Annotated in this window: 13 protein-coding genes and 1 pseudogene; 5 read left to right on the top strand and 9 right to left on the bottom strand. The window is 78.8% G+C overall.

Going from position 1 to position 16,178, the window contains the following annotated elements; genetic code table 11:
• A pseudogene (locus tag WDV85_RS00085) lies at window positions 1-1,739 on the bottom strand (NAD-glutamate dehydrogenase); the annotation flags it as partial.
• 83 nt (window positions 1,740-1,822) lie between these two features.
• Between WDV85_RS00085 and WDV85_RS00090 the strand changes: the two are divergent.
• Window positions 1,823-2,329: a DUF2505 domain-containing protein gene (locus WDV85_RS00090; RefSeq protein WP_339568691.1), complete on the top strand. Its 507-nt coding sequence runs from the start codon at window positions 1,823-1,825 to the stop codon at window positions 2,327-2,329.
• Window positions 2,330-2,378: 49 nt separating this feature from the next.
• Here WDV85_RS00090 and WDV85_RS00095 read toward each other — a convergent pair whose 3' ends face one another.
• The 4 genes from WDV85_RS00095 to WDV85_RS00110 all read right to left on the bottom strand — a co-directional run bounded on the left by WDV85_RS00095 (window position 2,379) and on the right by WDV85_RS00110 (window position 7,155).
• Window positions 2,379-2,882: a DUF6912 family protein gene (locus tag WDV85_RS00095; protein WP_339568692.1), complete on the bottom strand. Its 504-nt coding sequence runs from the start codon at window positions 2,880-2,882 to the stop codon at window positions 2,379-2,381.
• Between the two features lie 72 nt (window positions 2,883-2,954).
• Window positions 2,955-4,493 carry a wax ester/triacylglycerol synthase domain-containing protein gene (locus WDV85_RS00100; RefSeq protein ID WP_339568693.1) on the bottom strand — a complete coding sequence of 513 codons (1,539 nt, stop codon included), beginning with the start codon at window positions 4,491-4,493 and terminating at the stop codon, window positions 2,955-2,957.
• Between the two features lie 90 nt (window positions 4,494-4,583).
• Window positions 4,584-6,155 carry an AAA family ATPase gene (locus WDV85_RS00105; protein WP_339568694.1) on the bottom strand — a complete coding sequence of 524 codons (1,572 nt, stop codon included), beginning with the start codon at window positions 6,153-6,155 and terminating at the stop codon, window positions 4,584-4,586.
• Complete coding sequence (locus tag WDV85_RS00110; RefSeq protein ID WP_339568695.1) at window positions 6,148-7,155, bottom strand: hypothetical protein; 1,008 nt, start codon at window positions 7,153-7,155, stop codon at window positions 6,148-6,150. Before WDV85_RS00110 ends, WDV85_RS00105 begins: the two co-directional genes overlap by 8 nt.
• 253 nt (window positions 7,156-7,408) lie before the next feature.
• On the opposite strand from WDV85_RS00110, the gene WDV85_RS00115 reads away from it, so the two are divergent.
• The gene (locus WDV85_RS00115; protein WP_339568696.1) at window positions 7,409-7,663 is read left to right on the top strand and encodes a helix-turn-helix domain-containing protein; all 255 of its coding nucleotides are present in this window, start codon (window positions 7,409-7,411) and stop codon (window positions 7,661-7,663) included.
• A gap of 95 nt (window positions 7,664-7,758) precedes the next feature.
• On the opposite strand, the gene WDV85_RS00120 is transcribed toward WDV85_RS00115, so the two are convergent.
• Complete coding sequence (locus WDV85_RS00120; RefSeq protein WP_339568697.1) at window positions 7,759-8,301, bottom strand: hypothetical protein; 543 nt, start codon at window positions 8,299-8,301, stop codon at window positions 7,759-7,761.
• A gap of 223 nt (window positions 8,302-8,524) precedes the next feature.
• Here WDV85_RS00120 and WDV85_RS00125 point away from each other — a divergent pair, with 223 nt between their 5' ends.
• Both WDV85_RS00125 and WDV85_RS00130 read left to right on the top strand, forming a co-directional pair.
• Window positions 8,525-9,496 (top strand): LysM peptidoglycan-binding domain-containing protein, encoded by a 972-nt coding sequence (locus WDV85_RS00125; protein ID WP_339568698.1) that lies wholly within the window; start codon window positions 8,525-8,527, stop codon window positions 9,494-9,496.
• Between the two features lie 167 nt (window positions 9,497-9,663).
• The gene (locus WDV85_RS00130; protein WP_339568699.1) at window positions 9,664-10,209 is read left to right on the top strand and encodes an Rv3235 family protein; all 546 of its coding nucleotides are present in this window, start codon (window positions 9,664-9,666) and stop codon (window positions 10,207-10,209) included.
• 124 nt (window positions 10,210-10,333) lie between these two features.
• Here WDV85_RS00130 and secA read toward each other — a convergent pair whose 3' ends face one another.
• A complete protein-coding gene (gene secA, locus WDV85_RS00135) occupies window positions 10,334-13,075 on the bottom strand; it encodes a preprotein translocase subunit SecA (RefSeq protein WP_445263149.1) in 2,742 nt (913 codons plus the stop codon).
• Between the two features lie 145 nt (window positions 13,076-13,220).
• Complete coding sequence (locus WDV85_RS00140) at window positions 13,221-13,508, bottom strand: GNAT family N-acetyltransferase (RefSeq protein ID WP_298992086.1); 288 nt, start codon at window positions 13,506-13,508, stop codon at window positions 13,221-13,223.
• Window positions 13,509-13,609: 101 nt separating this feature from the next.
• Here WDV85_RS00140 and WDV85_RS00145 point away from each other — a divergent pair, with 101 nt between their 5' ends.
• Window positions 13,610-14,785: a GNAT family N-acetyltransferase gene (locus WDV85_RS00145; RefSeq protein WP_339568701.1), complete on the top strand. Its 1,176-nt coding sequence runs from the start codon at window positions 13,610-13,612 to the stop codon at window positions 14,783-14,785.
• A gap of 92 nt (window positions 14,786-14,877) precedes the next feature.
• On the opposite strand, the gene WDV85_RS00150 is transcribed toward WDV85_RS00145, so the two are convergent.
• The gene (locus WDV85_RS00150) at window positions 14,878-16,167 is read right to left on the bottom strand and encodes a winged helix-turn-helix domain-containing protein (RefSeq protein WP_339568702.1); all 1,290 of its coding nucleotides are present in this window, start codon (window positions 16,165-16,167) and stop codon (window positions 14,878-14,880) included.
• Window positions 16,168-16,178 lie beyond the last annotated feature (11 nt).

Genomic DNA, 16,178 nt, shown 5'->3' on the forward strand with positions numbered 1-16,178 from the left:
CGCGGCTCGAGGCGGTAGGGCCGCTCGTCGAGGACCTCGACGCCGAGGTTGGCGAGCACGGGCAGCACGCTCGTCAGCGGCAGCGGCGAGCGGCGCAGGAGCGACAGGCGGTGCTCGTCCGGCCCCGCGTCCGGGGGCGTGCGCAGGTGCAGGACGGTGTCGGCCTCCCCCGCCTCGACGCGCTCGAGCCGGGCGAGGTCGGCGACGGCGTCGGCCGCGGTGAAGTCCTCCTTGTACGCCTCGGGGAACGCGCTGCCCCAGCGGCGCAGCCGTCGCCCGGCGGCCTCCTGGCCGACCTCGGCGGCCAGCGCCACGGCCAGGTCGTCCTCCCACGTGCGCACGACGCGGGCGAGGTCGTCGACCAGGCGCGCCTCGTCGACGTCGGCGAGGCCGCCCTCCCCCTCCGGGGCGCGGACGACGAAGTGGATGCGGGAGAGGACCGAGCTCGCGACCCAGACGTAGTACTCGACCTGCTCGGCGCGGAAGGCGCGGCGCAGCAGCTCGGAGACCCGCAGGCGCACGGCCGTCGTGTAGCGGTCGCGCGGCATGTAGACGAGCACGGAGACGTACCGGCCCCACGGGTCGGCCCGCAGGAAGGCGCTCGGCGCCCGGCGGTTCTGCAGGCCGAGGACGGCGAGGGCCGTGCTCGCCAGCTCCTCGACCCCCGCGAGGCGCAGCTCCTCGCGGGGGAAGGTGTCGAGGACGGCGAGCAGGTCGCGCCCGGTGTGGCTGTCGGCGGGGACGTCGGCGAGGCGGAGCACCTCGGCGGCGCGGCGGTCGAGCAGCGGCACCGTGAGCAGGGACTGGGTCGAGGACCCGGGCGCGTACAGCCCGATGACGCGCAGCTCCCCCGCCCGCTCGCCCGCCTCGTCGTGGAGGGCCGCCACGACGTGGTCCACGTGGTCGCGCCGGGCCACGCGCGAGCGGACGTCGCCGAGGGCCAGGCGCAGCTCCTCGTCGTCGCGCAGGGGCGCGGCGAGGGCCGGCGGCAGGGCGTCGACGGGCCGGCCGCCCGCCGCACCGGGGGCGTCGGCCCGCTCGGGGCGCAGGAGGCCGAGGCCCCGGGGCTCCGCGCCCGGGCGCAGGACGCGCGCGCCGAGGACGACGAGGTTGCCGTCCGCGACCCAGCGCAGGTAGCGCGCGGCCTCCTGCGCCGCGTCCCCGGCGGGCATGGCGTCGGCGGCGGCCCTCAGCAGCCCGAGCACCTCGCCCGTGTCGGCGGCGGCGGCCCGGACGTCGGCCACGACGCCGCGGACGCCGGCCACGACGGCGTCGAGGCGCTCCTCGTCGACCGGGTCGACCTCGACGTGGATCCACGAGACCGGGTCGGCGCCCTCGCCGGGGCGCAGCACCGGGTGCACGACGGCGCGGACGCCGAGGCCCTGCCGCTCGAGCTCGGCGAGCACGGAGTCGACGAGGTGGGCCACGTCGTCGGTGACGACCTCGACGACGGCGTGCAGGCCGCGCCACTGCGACCCGGCCGGCAGCGCGCGCACGCGGGTGGTGCCCGGCTCGAGCCCGGCGGCCAGCTCGGCGTGGCTGCGGGCGGCCCCGACGAGCTCCTCCGGCGAGCGCTCGGCGAGGTCGGCCAGCGGCGCGCGGCCCCAGTAGGCCAGGAGCAGCTCGCGCAGGTCACCACCGGCGCTCCCCGGCCCGACGCCGCCCGAGGAGCCGACGGCCTGCGCCGCCACGTCCGAGAGGAGCTCCTCGACCCGCCCGTCAACCCCGCCGCGCAGCATGCCCGCGACCCTACCGACGGGCGCCCGGCGCGCCCGGTCGCCACCCGTGGCCCCCCTGCGGGCCCCGCCGGTACCGTCCGGCCATGCGCCTCTCCGCCGACGTCCGCTACCCCGCCAGCGCCGCCGAGGTGGGGCGGATGCTCGCCGACCCGGGCTTCGTCGACGCCCGCGACGAGGCGACGCACCCCCTGTCCCACTCCGCGCGGGTCGAGGGCTCGCCCGAGGGCGCCTTCGTCGTCCGCAGCACCCGGGTGATGCCGACCGACGACGTGCCGCAGGTCGCCCGCCGCCTCGTCGGCGACAGCCTCGAGCTGCACCAGACGGACAGCTGGACGGCCCCCGCGGCCGACGGCGCGCGCACCGGGACGATGACGATCGAGGTCGTCGGGGCGCCCGTCGTCCTGCGCGCCGACCTGCGCCTGGAGCCCGACGGCGACGGCGCGTGCACCGAGCGCATGGCGGGCGACCTCAAGGCCTCGGTGCCCCTCGTCGGCGGCGCGCTGGAGAAGGCCGCCGAGCCGGCCGTGCGCGCGGCGATCCGCAGCGAGGAGGCCGTGGGCCGCCGCTGGCTGGCCGAGCGCGCCGGCTGAGCGCGTCCGGCTGAGCGGGTCCGGCCCGCAGGACCGGTCCCGCGGCGCCTCAGCCCCCGGCGACGAGGTCGCGCAGCTCGGCGGCGTCGTACCAGAGCAGGTCGCCGTCCTCGGCGCCGTCGACGACGAAGGCGGCGTCCTCGTCGCCCGCACGGGCGGCGGGCAGCGCCTCCGCGGCCGCCCGCACGGCCCCCTCCGCGGCGGCCTCGTCGCAGTGGGCGCTGACCACCGCGCGCAGCGGCACGGGGGCGCCGAGCTCGACGGCCGAGGGCGGCTCGTCGTCGCCGGGCCCGCCGAGGGCCCGCGCGTCGCCGTCCGGGACGTCGGCGGCGAGCACGAGGCGACGGCGCGGCGCCGCGACGTCCTCGGCGAGGAGCGCGAGGGAGTCGGTGGCCGCGTCGAGCAGGGCCGAGAACTCGAGCTCCTCGTCGTCGCCCTCGACGTACCACTCGCGCAGCGCGGGCGTGGCGGCGCGGGCCCGGCCGGGCGGCACCTCGCCGGCCTCGAGCCAGGCGGCGAGCAGCGGGAGGGTCGCGGGGACGTAGACGCGCACGGGGCCATCCTGCCGCCCCGGGCGGGCGCGACGGCGCCGCGGCGGGGGCGGGCGGCTCAGCGGCTCAGCGGTTCAACGACCGGGCGAGGCGGTGGCGTCGACGAGCTCGGCGAGCGCGTCGGTGACGCACGCGGCGAGGACGTCGAGGTCGGGGACGCCGTCCCGGTCGGCGTTGAGGCCGTAGGAGACGACGCCGTCGTAGCTGGTGACGCCGACGGCCAGGCCCTGCCCCGCCGCGAGCGGGATGACGGGGTACGCGGCCCGCAGGAGCACCGGTCCGACGTAGAGCGGGTGCTGGGGGCCCGGGGCGTTCGTCACGACGAGGTTGAAGACGCGGTGGCTCAGCGAGCCGGCGACGCGCACACCGAGGGAGTGCAGCGTGGGCGGCGCGAAGCCCGCGAGGCCGGCGAGCTGGCGCGCGCCGACGCGGCGGCCGCCGGCTCCGTCGCGCATGGCGAAGGACAGCTGCTGCAGCCGGACGACCGGGTCGGGCTCGCCGACGGGGAGGTCGACGAGGTGGCCGACGACGCTCGTGGCGGGCAGGACGGCGCCCGTGGGCGCCTCCCCCGGCTCCCTCGTCGCTCCGCCGGCGTCCCCGTCGGCGGACCGCACGCTCACCGGGACGAGGGTGCGCACCACGGTCGAGGGGCCCACCGGCAGGCCGCGCGCGAGCATCCAGCCGCGCAGGGCGCCCGCGAGGACGCCGAGGACGACGTCGTGCAGGTCGGTGCGGGTGGACAGGCGCGGCGGCTCGGCCTGGCCGCCGGCCCCCCGCTGCTCCCCGGGCCTCCCGGTGCGGGCGGCGGCCCGGCGGCGGGGCCGCGCCTCGAGGGCGCTCCGCACGGCGCGGTAGTCGTCGAGGTCGGTGTCGACGGCGGCGAAGCGGCGCTGCTCGCCGACGACGACGTCGAGGGGGCTGCCCTGCGGGCCCGTCGCGGTCGTCGCGGCCCGCGCCAGCCCGCCGGCCGTGCCCGCCGCGCGGTGCAGCGACGCCCGCAGCCCCGCCGCTCCGGAGCGCAGCGCCTCGAGCACCTCCGGCGGTCGCCGCACCGCGTCGACGACGGCGCCCGCCACGAGCTCGACGGGCGTGGGCTCCGGCGCGGGGCGCCACGTCGTCCCCGGGACGGCGCCGCTGCCGGGCGCGTCGTCCCACAGCACGTGGCCGAGGTCGACGGCCGCGACGCCGTCGACCATCGCCTGGTGGGTCTTCGTGATGACGGCGAGACCGCCGCCCTCGAGGCCCTCGACGAGGTAGACCTCCCACAGCGGGCGCGTGCGGTCCAGGCGCCGGGGCTGGACGCGCGCGACGAGCTCCGCGAGCTGGTCGCGCGAGCCGGGACGCGGCAGGGCCGTGCGACGGACGTGGTGGGCGAGGTCGAAGCGCTCGTCGTCGACCCACACCGGGTTGGCGAGGTGGCCCGGCACCGAGCGCAGCCGCTGGCGGTAGCGGGGGATGTAGGCGATGCGCGCGCCCACCCAGCGGGCGAGGTCCTCGACGTCGAAGCCCTCCGGCGGCGGCTCGAGCACCATCACCGAGCCGATGTGCATGACGGTGGAGGCGTCCTCGAGGTAGAGGAAGGACGCGTCCAGGGCGCTCAGCCGCTCGGGCACCGCCGCTCCTCTCCCCGCCCGGCGGGTCGCCCGGGACGCCCGACAGCCTGCCCCACCCGGACGACCGCCGGTGCGCGACCGCGGCGGCGCTCAGCCCGCGCGACGCCGGGAGCGGGCCCGGCGCACCGCCGCGCGGGCGCGCCGCGCGGCTCGCGCCCCGCGGCCCGTGGCGCGGCGCTCGGCCGCACGGCCCCGGTCCGGGCCACCACGGTCCCCGGGGACGGACCCCTCCGGCCGCGCGCCGCGCAGCGCCGCGGCGAGCGCGGCCACGGCCAGGCGCGAGGGCGAGCGCGGCGCCGTCTCCACCAGCGTGCGCCCGGCGAGCAGCGCCGCGTCGTGGGCCGCCCGGTCGTCCGGCACGAGGGTGACGTCGTGGGCGCCCGCGAAGCGCGCGAGGGCGTCGCGGACGCGGCGCTCCGGCGGCGACCCCACCGCGGACGCGCGCACCCGGGTGACGACCACGCGCGGCGGCGGCGCCGCGGGCACCGCCTCGGCGAGGTCGGCCAGCCCGCGGACGAGGCGCTGCAGGCCCACGGCGTCGGCGGCGCCGACGACGAGCACCTCGTCCGCGGCCGCCAGGGCGCTGAGCGCGGCGCCGTTGCGCCGGGGCGCGGCCGTGTCGTAGCTGAGCTCCTCGTCGGCCTCGAGCGGTGAGCCGAGGTCGACCACCACCCAGTCCGCCTGCGCGCGCGCCACCTCCCAGACGCGCTCGAGGGAGGCGGGCGCGAGCTCCGGCCAGCGCGAGCTGCGGCTGACGCCCCCGAGCAGGCGCAGGCCGGGCGAGACCTGCACGGCGGCCCGCGCCAGCGCCCGACCGTCGAGGGCGCCGGAGGCGGCGGACCGGCACGCTGCCGCGAGGCCGGGCGACTCGTCGAGCAGCCCGAGGACCTGCGCGGCGCTCGCCGCGTGGGTGTCGGCGTCCGCGAGGAGCACCTGGTCGCCCGCGGCGGCCAGCTCGGCCGCGAGGCCCGTCGCCACCGTCGTGCGCCCCGGCGCTCCCGGAGGCCCCCACACGGCCACGAACCGCCCGGCCCGGCCCTGGCCCTCGGGAGGCGCGACGGCGAGGTGGAGCTCCGCCGCGTCGTCGGGTGCCGAGGGCAGGGCGTCGGCCGGGTCGGACGTGCCCGCCCGGTCTGCGGTCCGCAGCACGGCCGGGGCGGGCTCCGGGCGCGCGCCCGCAGCACCGGCGGCGCGGGCGCCCTCCGAGGGGTGGGGGCCGGCGTCGGCGTCGGAGGGATCGACCGGGCCGGCGCCGTGACGGCCCGCACCGCTCGCCGCCGTCGGGGAGCCCTCGTCGGCCGCGCGCCGCCGCGCCCCCTCGACGAGCTCCTCGAGACGCGCCGCGGGCACGTCCGCCGGCACGACGACGTCCACGCCAAGGGCGCGCAGCCGCGGCTCCTGCTCGCGCAGGGCGGCCGGGGCGGCGAGCCCGACGACGACGAGCCCGCACTCGCGCAGCCGCACCACGGCGGGGCGGTCGAGGCGGTGCAGGTCGGCGGAGACGAGGGCGGCGCCGGCGCGACCGGTGGCCGCCACGGCCAGCAGCTCGGGGAGGTCGGCGCAGCGACGGAGCACGACGAGGGAGCGGCTGGCGCCGATGGCCGCGACGAGCGGCGCCTCCCACGCCCCGGTGACGGCCACGAGGACCCCGGTCTCAGCCACCGGTGCTGTCCCCCGGCGTCGCGCCGCCCGCGGTCCCGCCGTCCGTGGCCCCGACACCGGCGTCGCCGTCGGCCGGCGCCGCCCCGGGCGCCGCTCCCCCATCCACCGGCGCACCCGCCGTCGGCTCCGCAGCCGGCCGCGCCGCCCCGTCACCGCTCTCGGAGGCCCCGGGCGCCGCGCCCGTCGGTGACGCGCCCGAGGAGGTCGTCGTGGGAGGCGCGGGCGCACGGGTCGCGGGAGCCGCGGCCGTGGGGGCGTCCGTATGGGCGGGGGCGGCGGCCTGGTCGGCGGCGTCCCGGGACCCGACGGGGTCGAGGTCGTCGGCCCCGTCGTCGCCGCCCCCGGGGGACAGCACGAGCTGCACCTCGGCGTCCGCGGCGAGCGCGGCGAGGACGTCGGGCAGCTCGTCGGTGCCCACGAGGACCTGCACGGTCGTCGTGGCGGCGGAGCCGAGGGCGCCGGGACCGGCGTCGACCTCGGACACGGGGGCGGCGACGACGACCCGTCGCGGCTCGAGCAGCGCCCCCGGCGAGCCCAGGTCGACGGCCGTGACCCACACGTCGACGAGCGCGCCGGGCACGAGGTCGGCGGGCAGCGCCCCCTCGACGGGGACGCCGACGGGCCGCACGTCGAGCACGCCGGGGTCGCCCAGGGCCGCCGCGGGCACCAGCTCGCCGGCGCCGACGCCGCGCAGGGCGACGAGCTCGCCCTCCGGCGGGCGGGCGGCCGACAGGTAGGCCGCCGCCCCGCCCCCGCCGTCGAGGCGCAGGCGCACGACCTGGAGCTGGTCGGCCCCGACGCGCTCGCCCGGGGTGAGGGCCTCGGCGGCCGCGAAGACCGGGACGGTGCGGTCCGCCGACGCGACGAGCCGGGCGCCGGCGACGACGGCCGCGAGCACGAGCAGGACGCCGACCACCAGCCGCGGGTCCCGCCACGACGGCAGCGCCACCCTCCGGGCGGGTCCGCCCCCGACCTCCGCCGCCCTCGTGACCGCCGCCACCCGTCCTCCTGCGCGTCGCGTCGCCCGGCCCCCGCGGCCGCCCGCCGGGGCGCCGTCGTGGCGGGCCGGCGAGCGCGACCCGGCGATCGTGCCAGCGCCGACGCCGCGCCCCGCCCCGTCGTCCACAGGGTCACCCGACCGGGCCGCAGGGTCCTCCGACCGCGTGCCAGACTCCGGCCGCGGCGCCCCCTCCGGGGCCCGCCGGCCGCCGCGGGGCAGCCCGCCGGCGCCGCGCCCGACCCGAGGAGGACGCGTGCCCGCCCGATTCCTGCCGCTGGCGGACGTCGCCGAGATCCTCTCCATCTCCTCGGCGCAGGCCTACGCCCTCGTGCGCTCCGGCGACCTCCCGGCCATCAAGGTGGGCGGCCGCGGCCAGTGGCGGGTCGAGACCACCGAGCTCGAGTCCTACATCCAGCGCATGTACTCCCAGACGCGAGCCCTGGTCGAGCGCGGCGGGCTGGACGAGGCGGCCGAGGCCGCCGCCGCGGACGGGCTCGAGCGCGGTTGATCGGGCTCTGAGCCGCCCGGTCGGTCGGCTCGCGCCGGGCACCCCCGGGCTCGGCGCCCCGCGCTCGACCTCCCGGCTGCGGAGCCGGGGCGGCGTCAGGCGCTGCGGACCGCGAGCAGCGCCCCGATCGCGACCGCCCGCACCTCGAGGACGGCACCCGCCCGCCGCGGCTCCCCCGGGGCGTGCAGGGCCAGGTCGACGTGGTCGCCCGCGACCCGGTCGATCGTGCCCGCGAGCTCCGCGCCCGCGACCGCCACGCGCACGGCGGCGCGGTCGCGGGCGAGCGCCCTCAGCGCGGTCCGCAGGGAGGTGCGCCGCAGCACCTCGCCCGCCGGCGGGGCGACACGGCGCGGCAGGCCGGCGACGGACGCCACCGAGGCCAGCGGGACGAGGGCCTGACCGCGGGCCTCCGCCAGGACGACCCACTCCGGGGCCGCGTCGTCCACGCGCCCCGCCACCACGGCGCCGTCGCGCAGGTGCAGCGCGACCTCCAGGGCGCCCGCGGCCCGCAGGCGGTCGGCGAGCCAGACGTCCGCCTGCTCGGCCCGCGTGCGGTCGGCCACCTCGGCGCGCAGCTCGGCCGCGGCCTCCTGCTCGAGCTGGGCCTCGAGGTCCTCGAACAGCCGCTGCCAGCGCACCACCGCACCGTACCGGCGAGTGCCACCGACGACCGAAGGGCCCTGCACCACACTGAAGAGTGGTCGTCGACACCAAACGACACCAAACGATGGTCATCGACGGGTCGGTCGAGGTAGGACTGCTCCCACCACGCCGGAGGTGCGGGCTCGCTCGACGCCCGCGCACCACCCGGTCGGCCCAGCGGCCGGCCCCTCCGGCCGACGACGTCCTCGAGGAGCTGCCGTGAGCACCACCCGCCCCGACCCCCGCGACGCCCGGGGACCGGCGTCCCCCACGGCGTCCGGCCGCACCCCGTCCGGCCGTGGCCGGGCGCTGCTCGTCCTGCTCGCCGCCGCGGCCCTCGCGGTCGCGGGGGTGGCAGCCCTGGCGACCGCCGTCGCGGGCCCGGGCACGGGCACGGGGACGTGGACGGCGACGGGGCAGGTGCCGTGGCCCCTCGCCCCCGCCACCACGGCGCAGGACCTCCTCGTCGCGGCCGCGACCGGCGCGGCCGGCGCACTGGCGACGGCGTGGGGCCTGGCGGCCGGAGCGGTGGCGACGGCGCGGCTCGCGCCCGGGGCCGGCGCTGCGGACGCCGTGGCCGGCGCCGCGTCCCGCCTCCTGCCGGCCGTGCTCCGCGGCGCGCTCGTCGCGGCCCTCGGCGCGGGGCCGCTCCTCGCCGCGGGCCCGGCGAGCGCCGCCCCGGCCGCCGTCACCCCCGCCGCCGTCGCCCCTGCCCTCGTCGCCCCTGCCCTCGTCGCCGCAGCCCCCCTGGACGTCGCTCCGGTCGCCGCGCCGCTCGTCGCCGCCGGGCCGGCGACGACGTCGGCGCTCGACGGCACGACCACGGCGGTGACGGCGACGTCCGGTGCGTCGTCCGCGGGCGCGGACGGCGCGCCCGACGTCACCTGGAGGCCGGCAGCGCCGCCCCGCCCGGTCGCCCCGCACGTCGAGGCGTCCGGCGGCCTGCTCGTGCCGTCGCCGCGGGAGTCCGCCACCGCGGACGAGGCGGGCGCCGTCGTCGTCGTGCGCGGGGACACGCTGTGGGACATCGCCCGTCGGCACCTGCCCCCCGGGGCCGACGACGCCGAGGTGGCGGCCGCGTGGCCCGCCTGGTACGCGACGAACCGCGCCGTCGTGGGCGACGACCCCGACCGGCTCCTGCCGGGACAGCGCCTCGTGCCGCCCGCGGCGACGACCGGCGGCCTCCGGTGACCGCGGTGCCGGTGGACGTCGCGGCGACGAGGAGGGCCCCCGCTCCGCCGACGCCCCCGCGCCCCCGCACGTCGCCCGTCAGGCGGCGTCACGCCCCCGCCGGGGCGCCCCGGCCGACGGCCGACGACGCCGCCGCACGGACGGGCGCAGCGGCCGGGACGTCGCGCGTGCGGCTCGCCCCCGCGCCGCGGACCGAGCCGGAGCCGCTGCCCGGCACGGGCCCCGACGCCCTCGCCGCCCGCCGGGCGTGCACCGCCCCTCCCGGCCAGCAGGTGCTCGTCCTCGCGCCTCCCCGCCGCTGCGCCGGCGCCGCGCCCGACGTCGACCCCCTCGTGGCGCCGCGCCCGAGCGCGGACGACGAGCTGAGCGACCCGGGGCCGACGTGCGCCGCCCTCGCGAGCGCCGTCGTCGAGGTGCTGTCCGGGCACCGCCCGGCGGCCCAGCTCGTCCGCTGGACCACCCTCGAGGTGCACGAGGGGCTCGTGCGGCGGGCCGCCCTGGCCGCTCGGCTGCGCCGCCCTCGCCCGGGCGCACCCGGGCCGACGCGCTCGGGCCGGCCCGCCGTCGTCCGTCGCGTCCGGGTGTGCCGGCCCGCGGAGGGCGTCGTCGAGGCCTCGGCGGTCGTCGTCGACGGCGACCGGGTCCGTGCGGTCGCCCTGCGGCTGGAGGGCTGGGACCGCCGGTGGCGGGCGACCGCCGTCGAGGTGGGCTGACAGCCGCCCCGCTGTCCCGTACGGCACCACCGTGGACGGCAGCGCCGCGAGCGGCGCCGCACGGACGACGACGGCCGGGCCCCCTGCGGGGACCCGGCCGTCGTCGCCGCGCGTGCGCGGGTGCTCAGCCCTGGCGGCGCGCCTGCCGGCGCTGGGCGCGGTTGCCGTCGCCCGAGACGCGGGTGCCGTCGGCGTTCTCGACCTTCTGCTCGACGCCGCCCTCCTCGTCGACCGACCCGGCGCTGTAGGCCAGGCGCTGCGGCGTCGTCGGCTCGTCGAGGCCCTTGGCCTTGAGCTGCGGCGCGGCGGCGGCGATGCCGGCGGCCAGGGCGCCGGAGGCGGCCCCGGACGGCGCGGCCTGCTCGGGCGCGGGCGGCGCCACCTGCACCTCGAGGTTGAAGAGGTAGCCGACCGACTCCTCCTTGATGGCGTCCATCATCGCCGTGAAGAGCAGGTAGCCCTCGCGCTGGTACTCCACGAGCGGGTCGCGCTGGGCCATCGAGCGCAGCGAGATGCCCTCCTGCAGGTAGTCCATCTCGTAGAGGTGCTCACGCCACTTGCGGTCGAGCACCGACAGGACGACGCGGCGCTCGAGCTGGCGCACCGCCTCCTCGCCGAGCTGCTCCTCGCGGCGCTCGTAGGCGAGCCGCACGTCGCTGAGCACCTCCTCGAGCAGCATCTCCTTGGTGATCCGGTTCCGGCCGCCGGCCTCCTCCTCGAGGTCGGCCACGGTGAGGCTGATCGGGTAGAGGGTGCCGAGGGCCGTGACGAGCTGGTCGAGGTCCCAGTCCTCGGCGAAGCCGTCGGCCGTCGCCGCCGTGATGTACCCGGTGACGACGTCGGTGACGAAGTGCGAGACCTGCTCCTGCAGGTCCTCGCCCTCGAGCACGCGCCGCCGCTCGTCGTAGATGACCTGGCGCTGGCGGTTGAGCACGTCGTCGTACTTGAGGACGTTCTTGCGGATCTCGAAGTTGCGGGCCTCCACCTGGCCCTGCGCGCTCTGGATGGCGCGGCTGACGACCTTGCTCTCCAGCGGCATGTCGTCGGGGAACCCGGTGCGGGCCATGAGCGACTCGGCGGCGCCGGAGTTGAACAGCCGCATGAGGTCGTCGCGCAGGGAGAGGTAGAAGCGCGACTCCCCCGGGTCGCCCTGGCGGCCCGAGCGCCCCCGCAGCTGGTTGTCGATGCGCCGCGACTCGTGCCGCTCCGTGCCGAGCACGTAGAGGCCGCCGAGCTCGGTGACCTCGTCGTGGCCGGACTTGACGGCGTCCTCGGCCTCGGCGAGCACCTCGGGCCACAGGGCCTCGTACTCCTCGGGCTTCTCGGCCGGGTCGAGGCCGCGCTCGTGCATGCGGCTGACGGCGAGGAACTCGGCGTTGCCGCCGAGCATGATGTCGGTGCCGCGGCCGGCCATGTTCGTGGCGACCGTGACGGCGCCCTTTCGCCCGGCCATCGCCACGATGGCCGCCTCCCGCGCGTGCTGCTTGGCGTTGAGCACCTCGTGGCGCACGCCCCGCTTCGCCAGCTGGTTGGACAGGCGCTCGCTCTTGCTCACGCTCGTCGTGCCGACGAGGACGGGCTGGCCCTTCTCGTGGCGCTCGGCGATGTCCTCGACGACCGCGTCGAGCTTGGCCTCCTCGGTCTTGAAGACGAGGTCGCTCTGGTCCACGCGCTGCATCGGGCGGTTCGTCGGGATGGGGATGACGCCGAGGGAGTAGGTGCCGTTGAACTCGGCCGCCTCGGTCGTGGCGGTGCCCGTCATCCCGGACAGCTTGTCGTACATGCGGAAGTAGTTCTGCAGCGTGATGGTGGCGAGGGTCTGGTTCTCGGCCTTGACCTCCACGCCCTCCTTGGCCTCGATGGCCTGGTGCATGCCCTCGTTGTAGCGGCGCCCCGCGAGGATGCGGCCGGTGTGCTCGTCGACGATGAGGACCTCGCCGTCGGTGACGACGTAGTCCTTGTCGCGCGTGAACAGCTCCTTCGCCTTCACCGCGTTGTTGAGGTAGCCGACGTACGGGGTGTTCACCGAGTCGTAGAGGTTGGAGATGCCGAGCCGGTCCTCGACCTTCTCGATGCCGCTCTCGAGGACGCCGACGGTGCGCTTCTTCTCGTCGACCTCGTAGTCGACGTCGAGCTTGAGGGTCCTCGCGACCTTCGCGAACTCGGCGTACCAGCGTGTCGCGTCGCCCTGCGCGGGGCCCGAGATGATGAGCGGCGTGCGGGCCTCGTCGATGAGGATCGAGTCGACCTCGTCGACGATGGCGAAGGCGTGGCCGCGCTGGACCATCTCCGCCGTCTGCCACGCCATGTTGTCGCGCAGGTAGTCGAAGCCGAACTGGGTGTTCGTGCCGTAGGTGATGTCGTTGGCGTACTGCTCGCGCCGCTGCTCCGGGCGCATGCCGTCGGTGATGCAGCCGGACGTCACCCCGAGGAAGCGGAAGACGCGCCCCATGAGCTCGCTCTGGTAGGACGCGAGGAAGTCGTTCACGGTGATGACGTGGACGCCCTTGCCCGTGAGCGCGTTGAGGTACGCCGGCAGCGTCGCGACGAGGGTCTTGCCCTCGCCGGTCTTCATCTCGGCGATGTTGCCGAGGTGCAGCGCGGCCCCGCCCATGACCTGGACGTCGAAGTGCCGCTGCCCCAGGCTGCGGCGGGAGGCCTCCCGGCAGTTGGCGAAGGCCTCGGGCAGGAGGTGGTCGAGCGACTCGCCGTCGGCCACGCGCTCGCGGAAGCGGTCGGTCTCCTCGCGGATCTCCGCGTCGGAGAGCTTCTCGAAGTCCTCCTCGAGGGCGTTGACCTGGTCGGCCAGGCCCTGCAGCCGCCGCACGGCGCGGCCCTCGCCGGCCCTCAGCAGCTTCTCGAGCATCCCCACGTCGCGAACTCCCTCGTCGTCCGCGCGCACGGGCTCCCCCGGAGGGCTCCCGCGGCGCTGGTCAGGTCGGCCGTCATGCTACGCACGCAGCGCTCACCGGCCGTCGCGCCGCGACGGTCCCGCCCGGGTCGGACGCGCCTCAGCCCGCGACGAGGTCCTGCTGGTCGGGGTGGCGCTCCAGCCACGCGGCCACGTAGGGGCAGTCCGGGCGCACGCGCAGGCCGCGCTGCCGCAGGTCGTCCATCGCGGCGCCGACGAGCCGCCCCGCGAGCCCCTCGCCCTGCCGGTCGGGGTCGGTCTCCGTGCTCACCAGGGCGACGACGCCGTCGTCCACCGGCCGGCCCACGAGCTGCACGAGCTCGCGCCCCTCCTCCAGCAGGACGTAGCCGTCCCCGCGCCGCTCCACCGTCGTCGTCTCGTCCGCCATGCGGCCAGCGTGCCGCGGCGCGCCCGCCCCCGCCCGCGGGAGGCGGTGCGTCGACGGGAACGTCGTTGCCCGGGGCCGTCGACGGCGGCAGGGTCGACCCCATGTCGTCCTCCGCACCGATCGACGCCGTGCCGCCGCGCCCGGTGGCCGCCGCCCTCCCGACCGCGGCGCCCCACCTCGGGGCCGGCGGGGGCGTGCGGCTGCGCGCCTACCGGGAGGACGACGTCGACGCCGTGCTGGCGATGGCGTCGGAGGCGGAGTTCGCCCGCTGGACGACCGTGCCGGTGCCCTACGGGCGCGGGGACGCCGAGGCCTTCGTCCGCGAGGTCGTGCCGGCGGGATGGGCCTCCGGCGAGGCGATGACGTGGGCGCTGGACGTCGACGGCGAGCACGCGGGCAACGTGGCACTGCGCCCGACGGGCACCGACGGCGTGCTGTCGGTCGGTTACGGCCTCGACGTCCGCTACCGCGGCCGCGGCGCGGTCTCGGCGGCGCTGCGGGTGCTCCTGCCGTGGGCGGCCGAGCACGGGGCCGCCGCCGTCCGCTGGAGCGCCCAGCTCGGCAACTGGCCGAGCCGCCGCGCCGCCTGGGCCGCAGGCTTCCGCGTCGAGGGCGCCGTCCGGCGGGCGGAGCTCCAGCGCGGCGAGCTGCGCGACTGCTGGGTCGGCACCTGGGCGGCGGGCGACCCGACCGCGCCGGCCGCCCCGTGGCTCGACGTCCCGCGCGTCGACCTCGGCGACGTCGTCCTGCGGCCGTGGCACGACGACGACGCGGGCCGCGTCGTCGAGGCCTGCACCGACCCCCTCACGCGACGCTGGCTGCCGCGGCTGCCGGAGCACTACGGGCTGCAGGACGCGCGGGACTTCGTCGAGGGGATGCGGCGGGACGCGGCCGAGGGGCACGCCGTGGCCTGGTGCGCGGCCGACGCCCGCGACGACCGGTGCCTGGCGTCCGTGACCCTCTTCGCCCTGGGCCAGGGCGGCCGTCCGGCGGAGATCGGCTACTGGGCGCACCCCGACGCGCGCGGGCGCGGCGTCGTGACGGCGGGCGTGCGGGCCGTCGCGCGCCACGCGCTGCTGCCCGCGGAGGTCGGCGGGCTCGGCCTGCCGGCCGTGCTCGTGCGCGCCGAGCCGGGGAACGCCGCCAGCCGCGCCGTCGCGCTGCGCGCCGGCTTCGCCCCGGCGGGCTGGGACCTCGCCGGGGGCGGGGAGCCGGACGACCCGCCGACGCCGCTGGACCGCTTCGTGCTGCGGGCGCAGGACCTACCCGACGCCTGAGCACCCGACGGACGAGGGCCACGACGTCCGGCCCGGGTCCCCTCCGCGGACGGGAGCCGTGAGGGCCACACCCTCCGGGCGGCCGGGATCGGTCAGGTCGCGCGCAGGGCCTCGAGCAGGGCGGGCGCCAGGTCGCCGGGGCCCGTCACGGCGACGTCGTCGAGGCCGAGCCACGCGGCCATCGACCGCAGCTCCCCCGCGAGCTCCTCGGCGGCGTGCGCGGGCGCCCACGGCTCGGCCCAGGCGGCCTGGACGCGCAGGACGCCGTCGGCCCGGTCGGCCTTGAGGTCGACGCGCGCCACGAGCTCGCCGTCGAGGAGGAGCGGCAGCACGTAGTAGCCGTGCACGCGCCGGGCGGCGGGCACGTAGATCTCCAGCCGGAGGCGGACGCCGAAGAGTGACTCGGTGCGCGAGCGCTCGAAGACGAGCGAGTCGAACGGCGAGAGCAGGGCCCGGCCGGCGACGCGCCGCGGGAAGGCGGCGTCGCGGTGCAGCAGCGCCGGGCGCGCCCACCCCCGCACCGTGACGGGTGCGAGGACGCCGTCCTCGACCAGCTCGTCGACGGCGCGGCGCGAGGCGCCCGGGCGCAGGCGGAAGTAGTCGCGCAGGTGCGCCTCGGTGGCGACGCCGAGCGAGCGCCCGGCGATCTCGACGAGGCCGCGGACGGCGTCCGCCTCGTCCGGGTCCGGGGCGCCGGCCACCTCGGGCGGCAGCACCCGCTCGGGCAGGTCGTAGCGCCGCTCGAACTGCGCGGTGCGCCCGGCGGCCGTGAGCTCGCCCGACCAGAAGAGCTGCTCGGCGGCGGCCTTGACGTCGCGCGCCGGCCCCGCGAGCACGGCCTCGGTCGGCGGGACCATCCACGAGCCGGCCGAGCTGCGCGGTGCGCCCGGGTGCAGGTGCGCCGTCAGCTGCGCGGCCGTCATGGCCCCGCCCTCGCGGACGGCGCCGAGGACCTCCTCGAGCAGCCGCGGCCGCTCCGCGAGGATGCGCCGGTAGCGCCCCCAGGCCTCGTCGGCCGCCCGGGCCATGCGCCAGCGCAGGAGCCGGTGGGTGGCCGGGGGCACGAGGCTCGCCTCGTGGGCCCAGTACTCCACGAGCCGCCGCGGCGGCCGCTCGGCGGCGCGGCGCAGCAGGTCGTCGTCGTAGGGCCCCAGCCGGCTGAACAGCGGCAGCCGGTGGCTGCGCGCGACGACGTTGACCGAGTCCAGCTGGAGCAGGCCCACGCGGTCGAGGACGCGCTGGACGTGCCGCATCGTCGGCGCCCCCGGCGGCCGCCGGTCGGCGAACCCCTGCGCCGCGAGCGCCGTCCGCCGCGCCTGCGCCGCGGTGAGCACCTCCCGGCCCCGCGTGCGGCCGGGCCCTCCCCCTCGCCCGTCCGCCACGGCCGCCGATG

The organism is Pseudokineococcus sp. 5B2Z-1 (genome assembly GCF_037482305.1).
Classification (GTDB): Bacteria; Actinomycetota; Actinomycetes; order Actinomycetales; family Quadrisphaeraceae; genus Pseudokineococcus.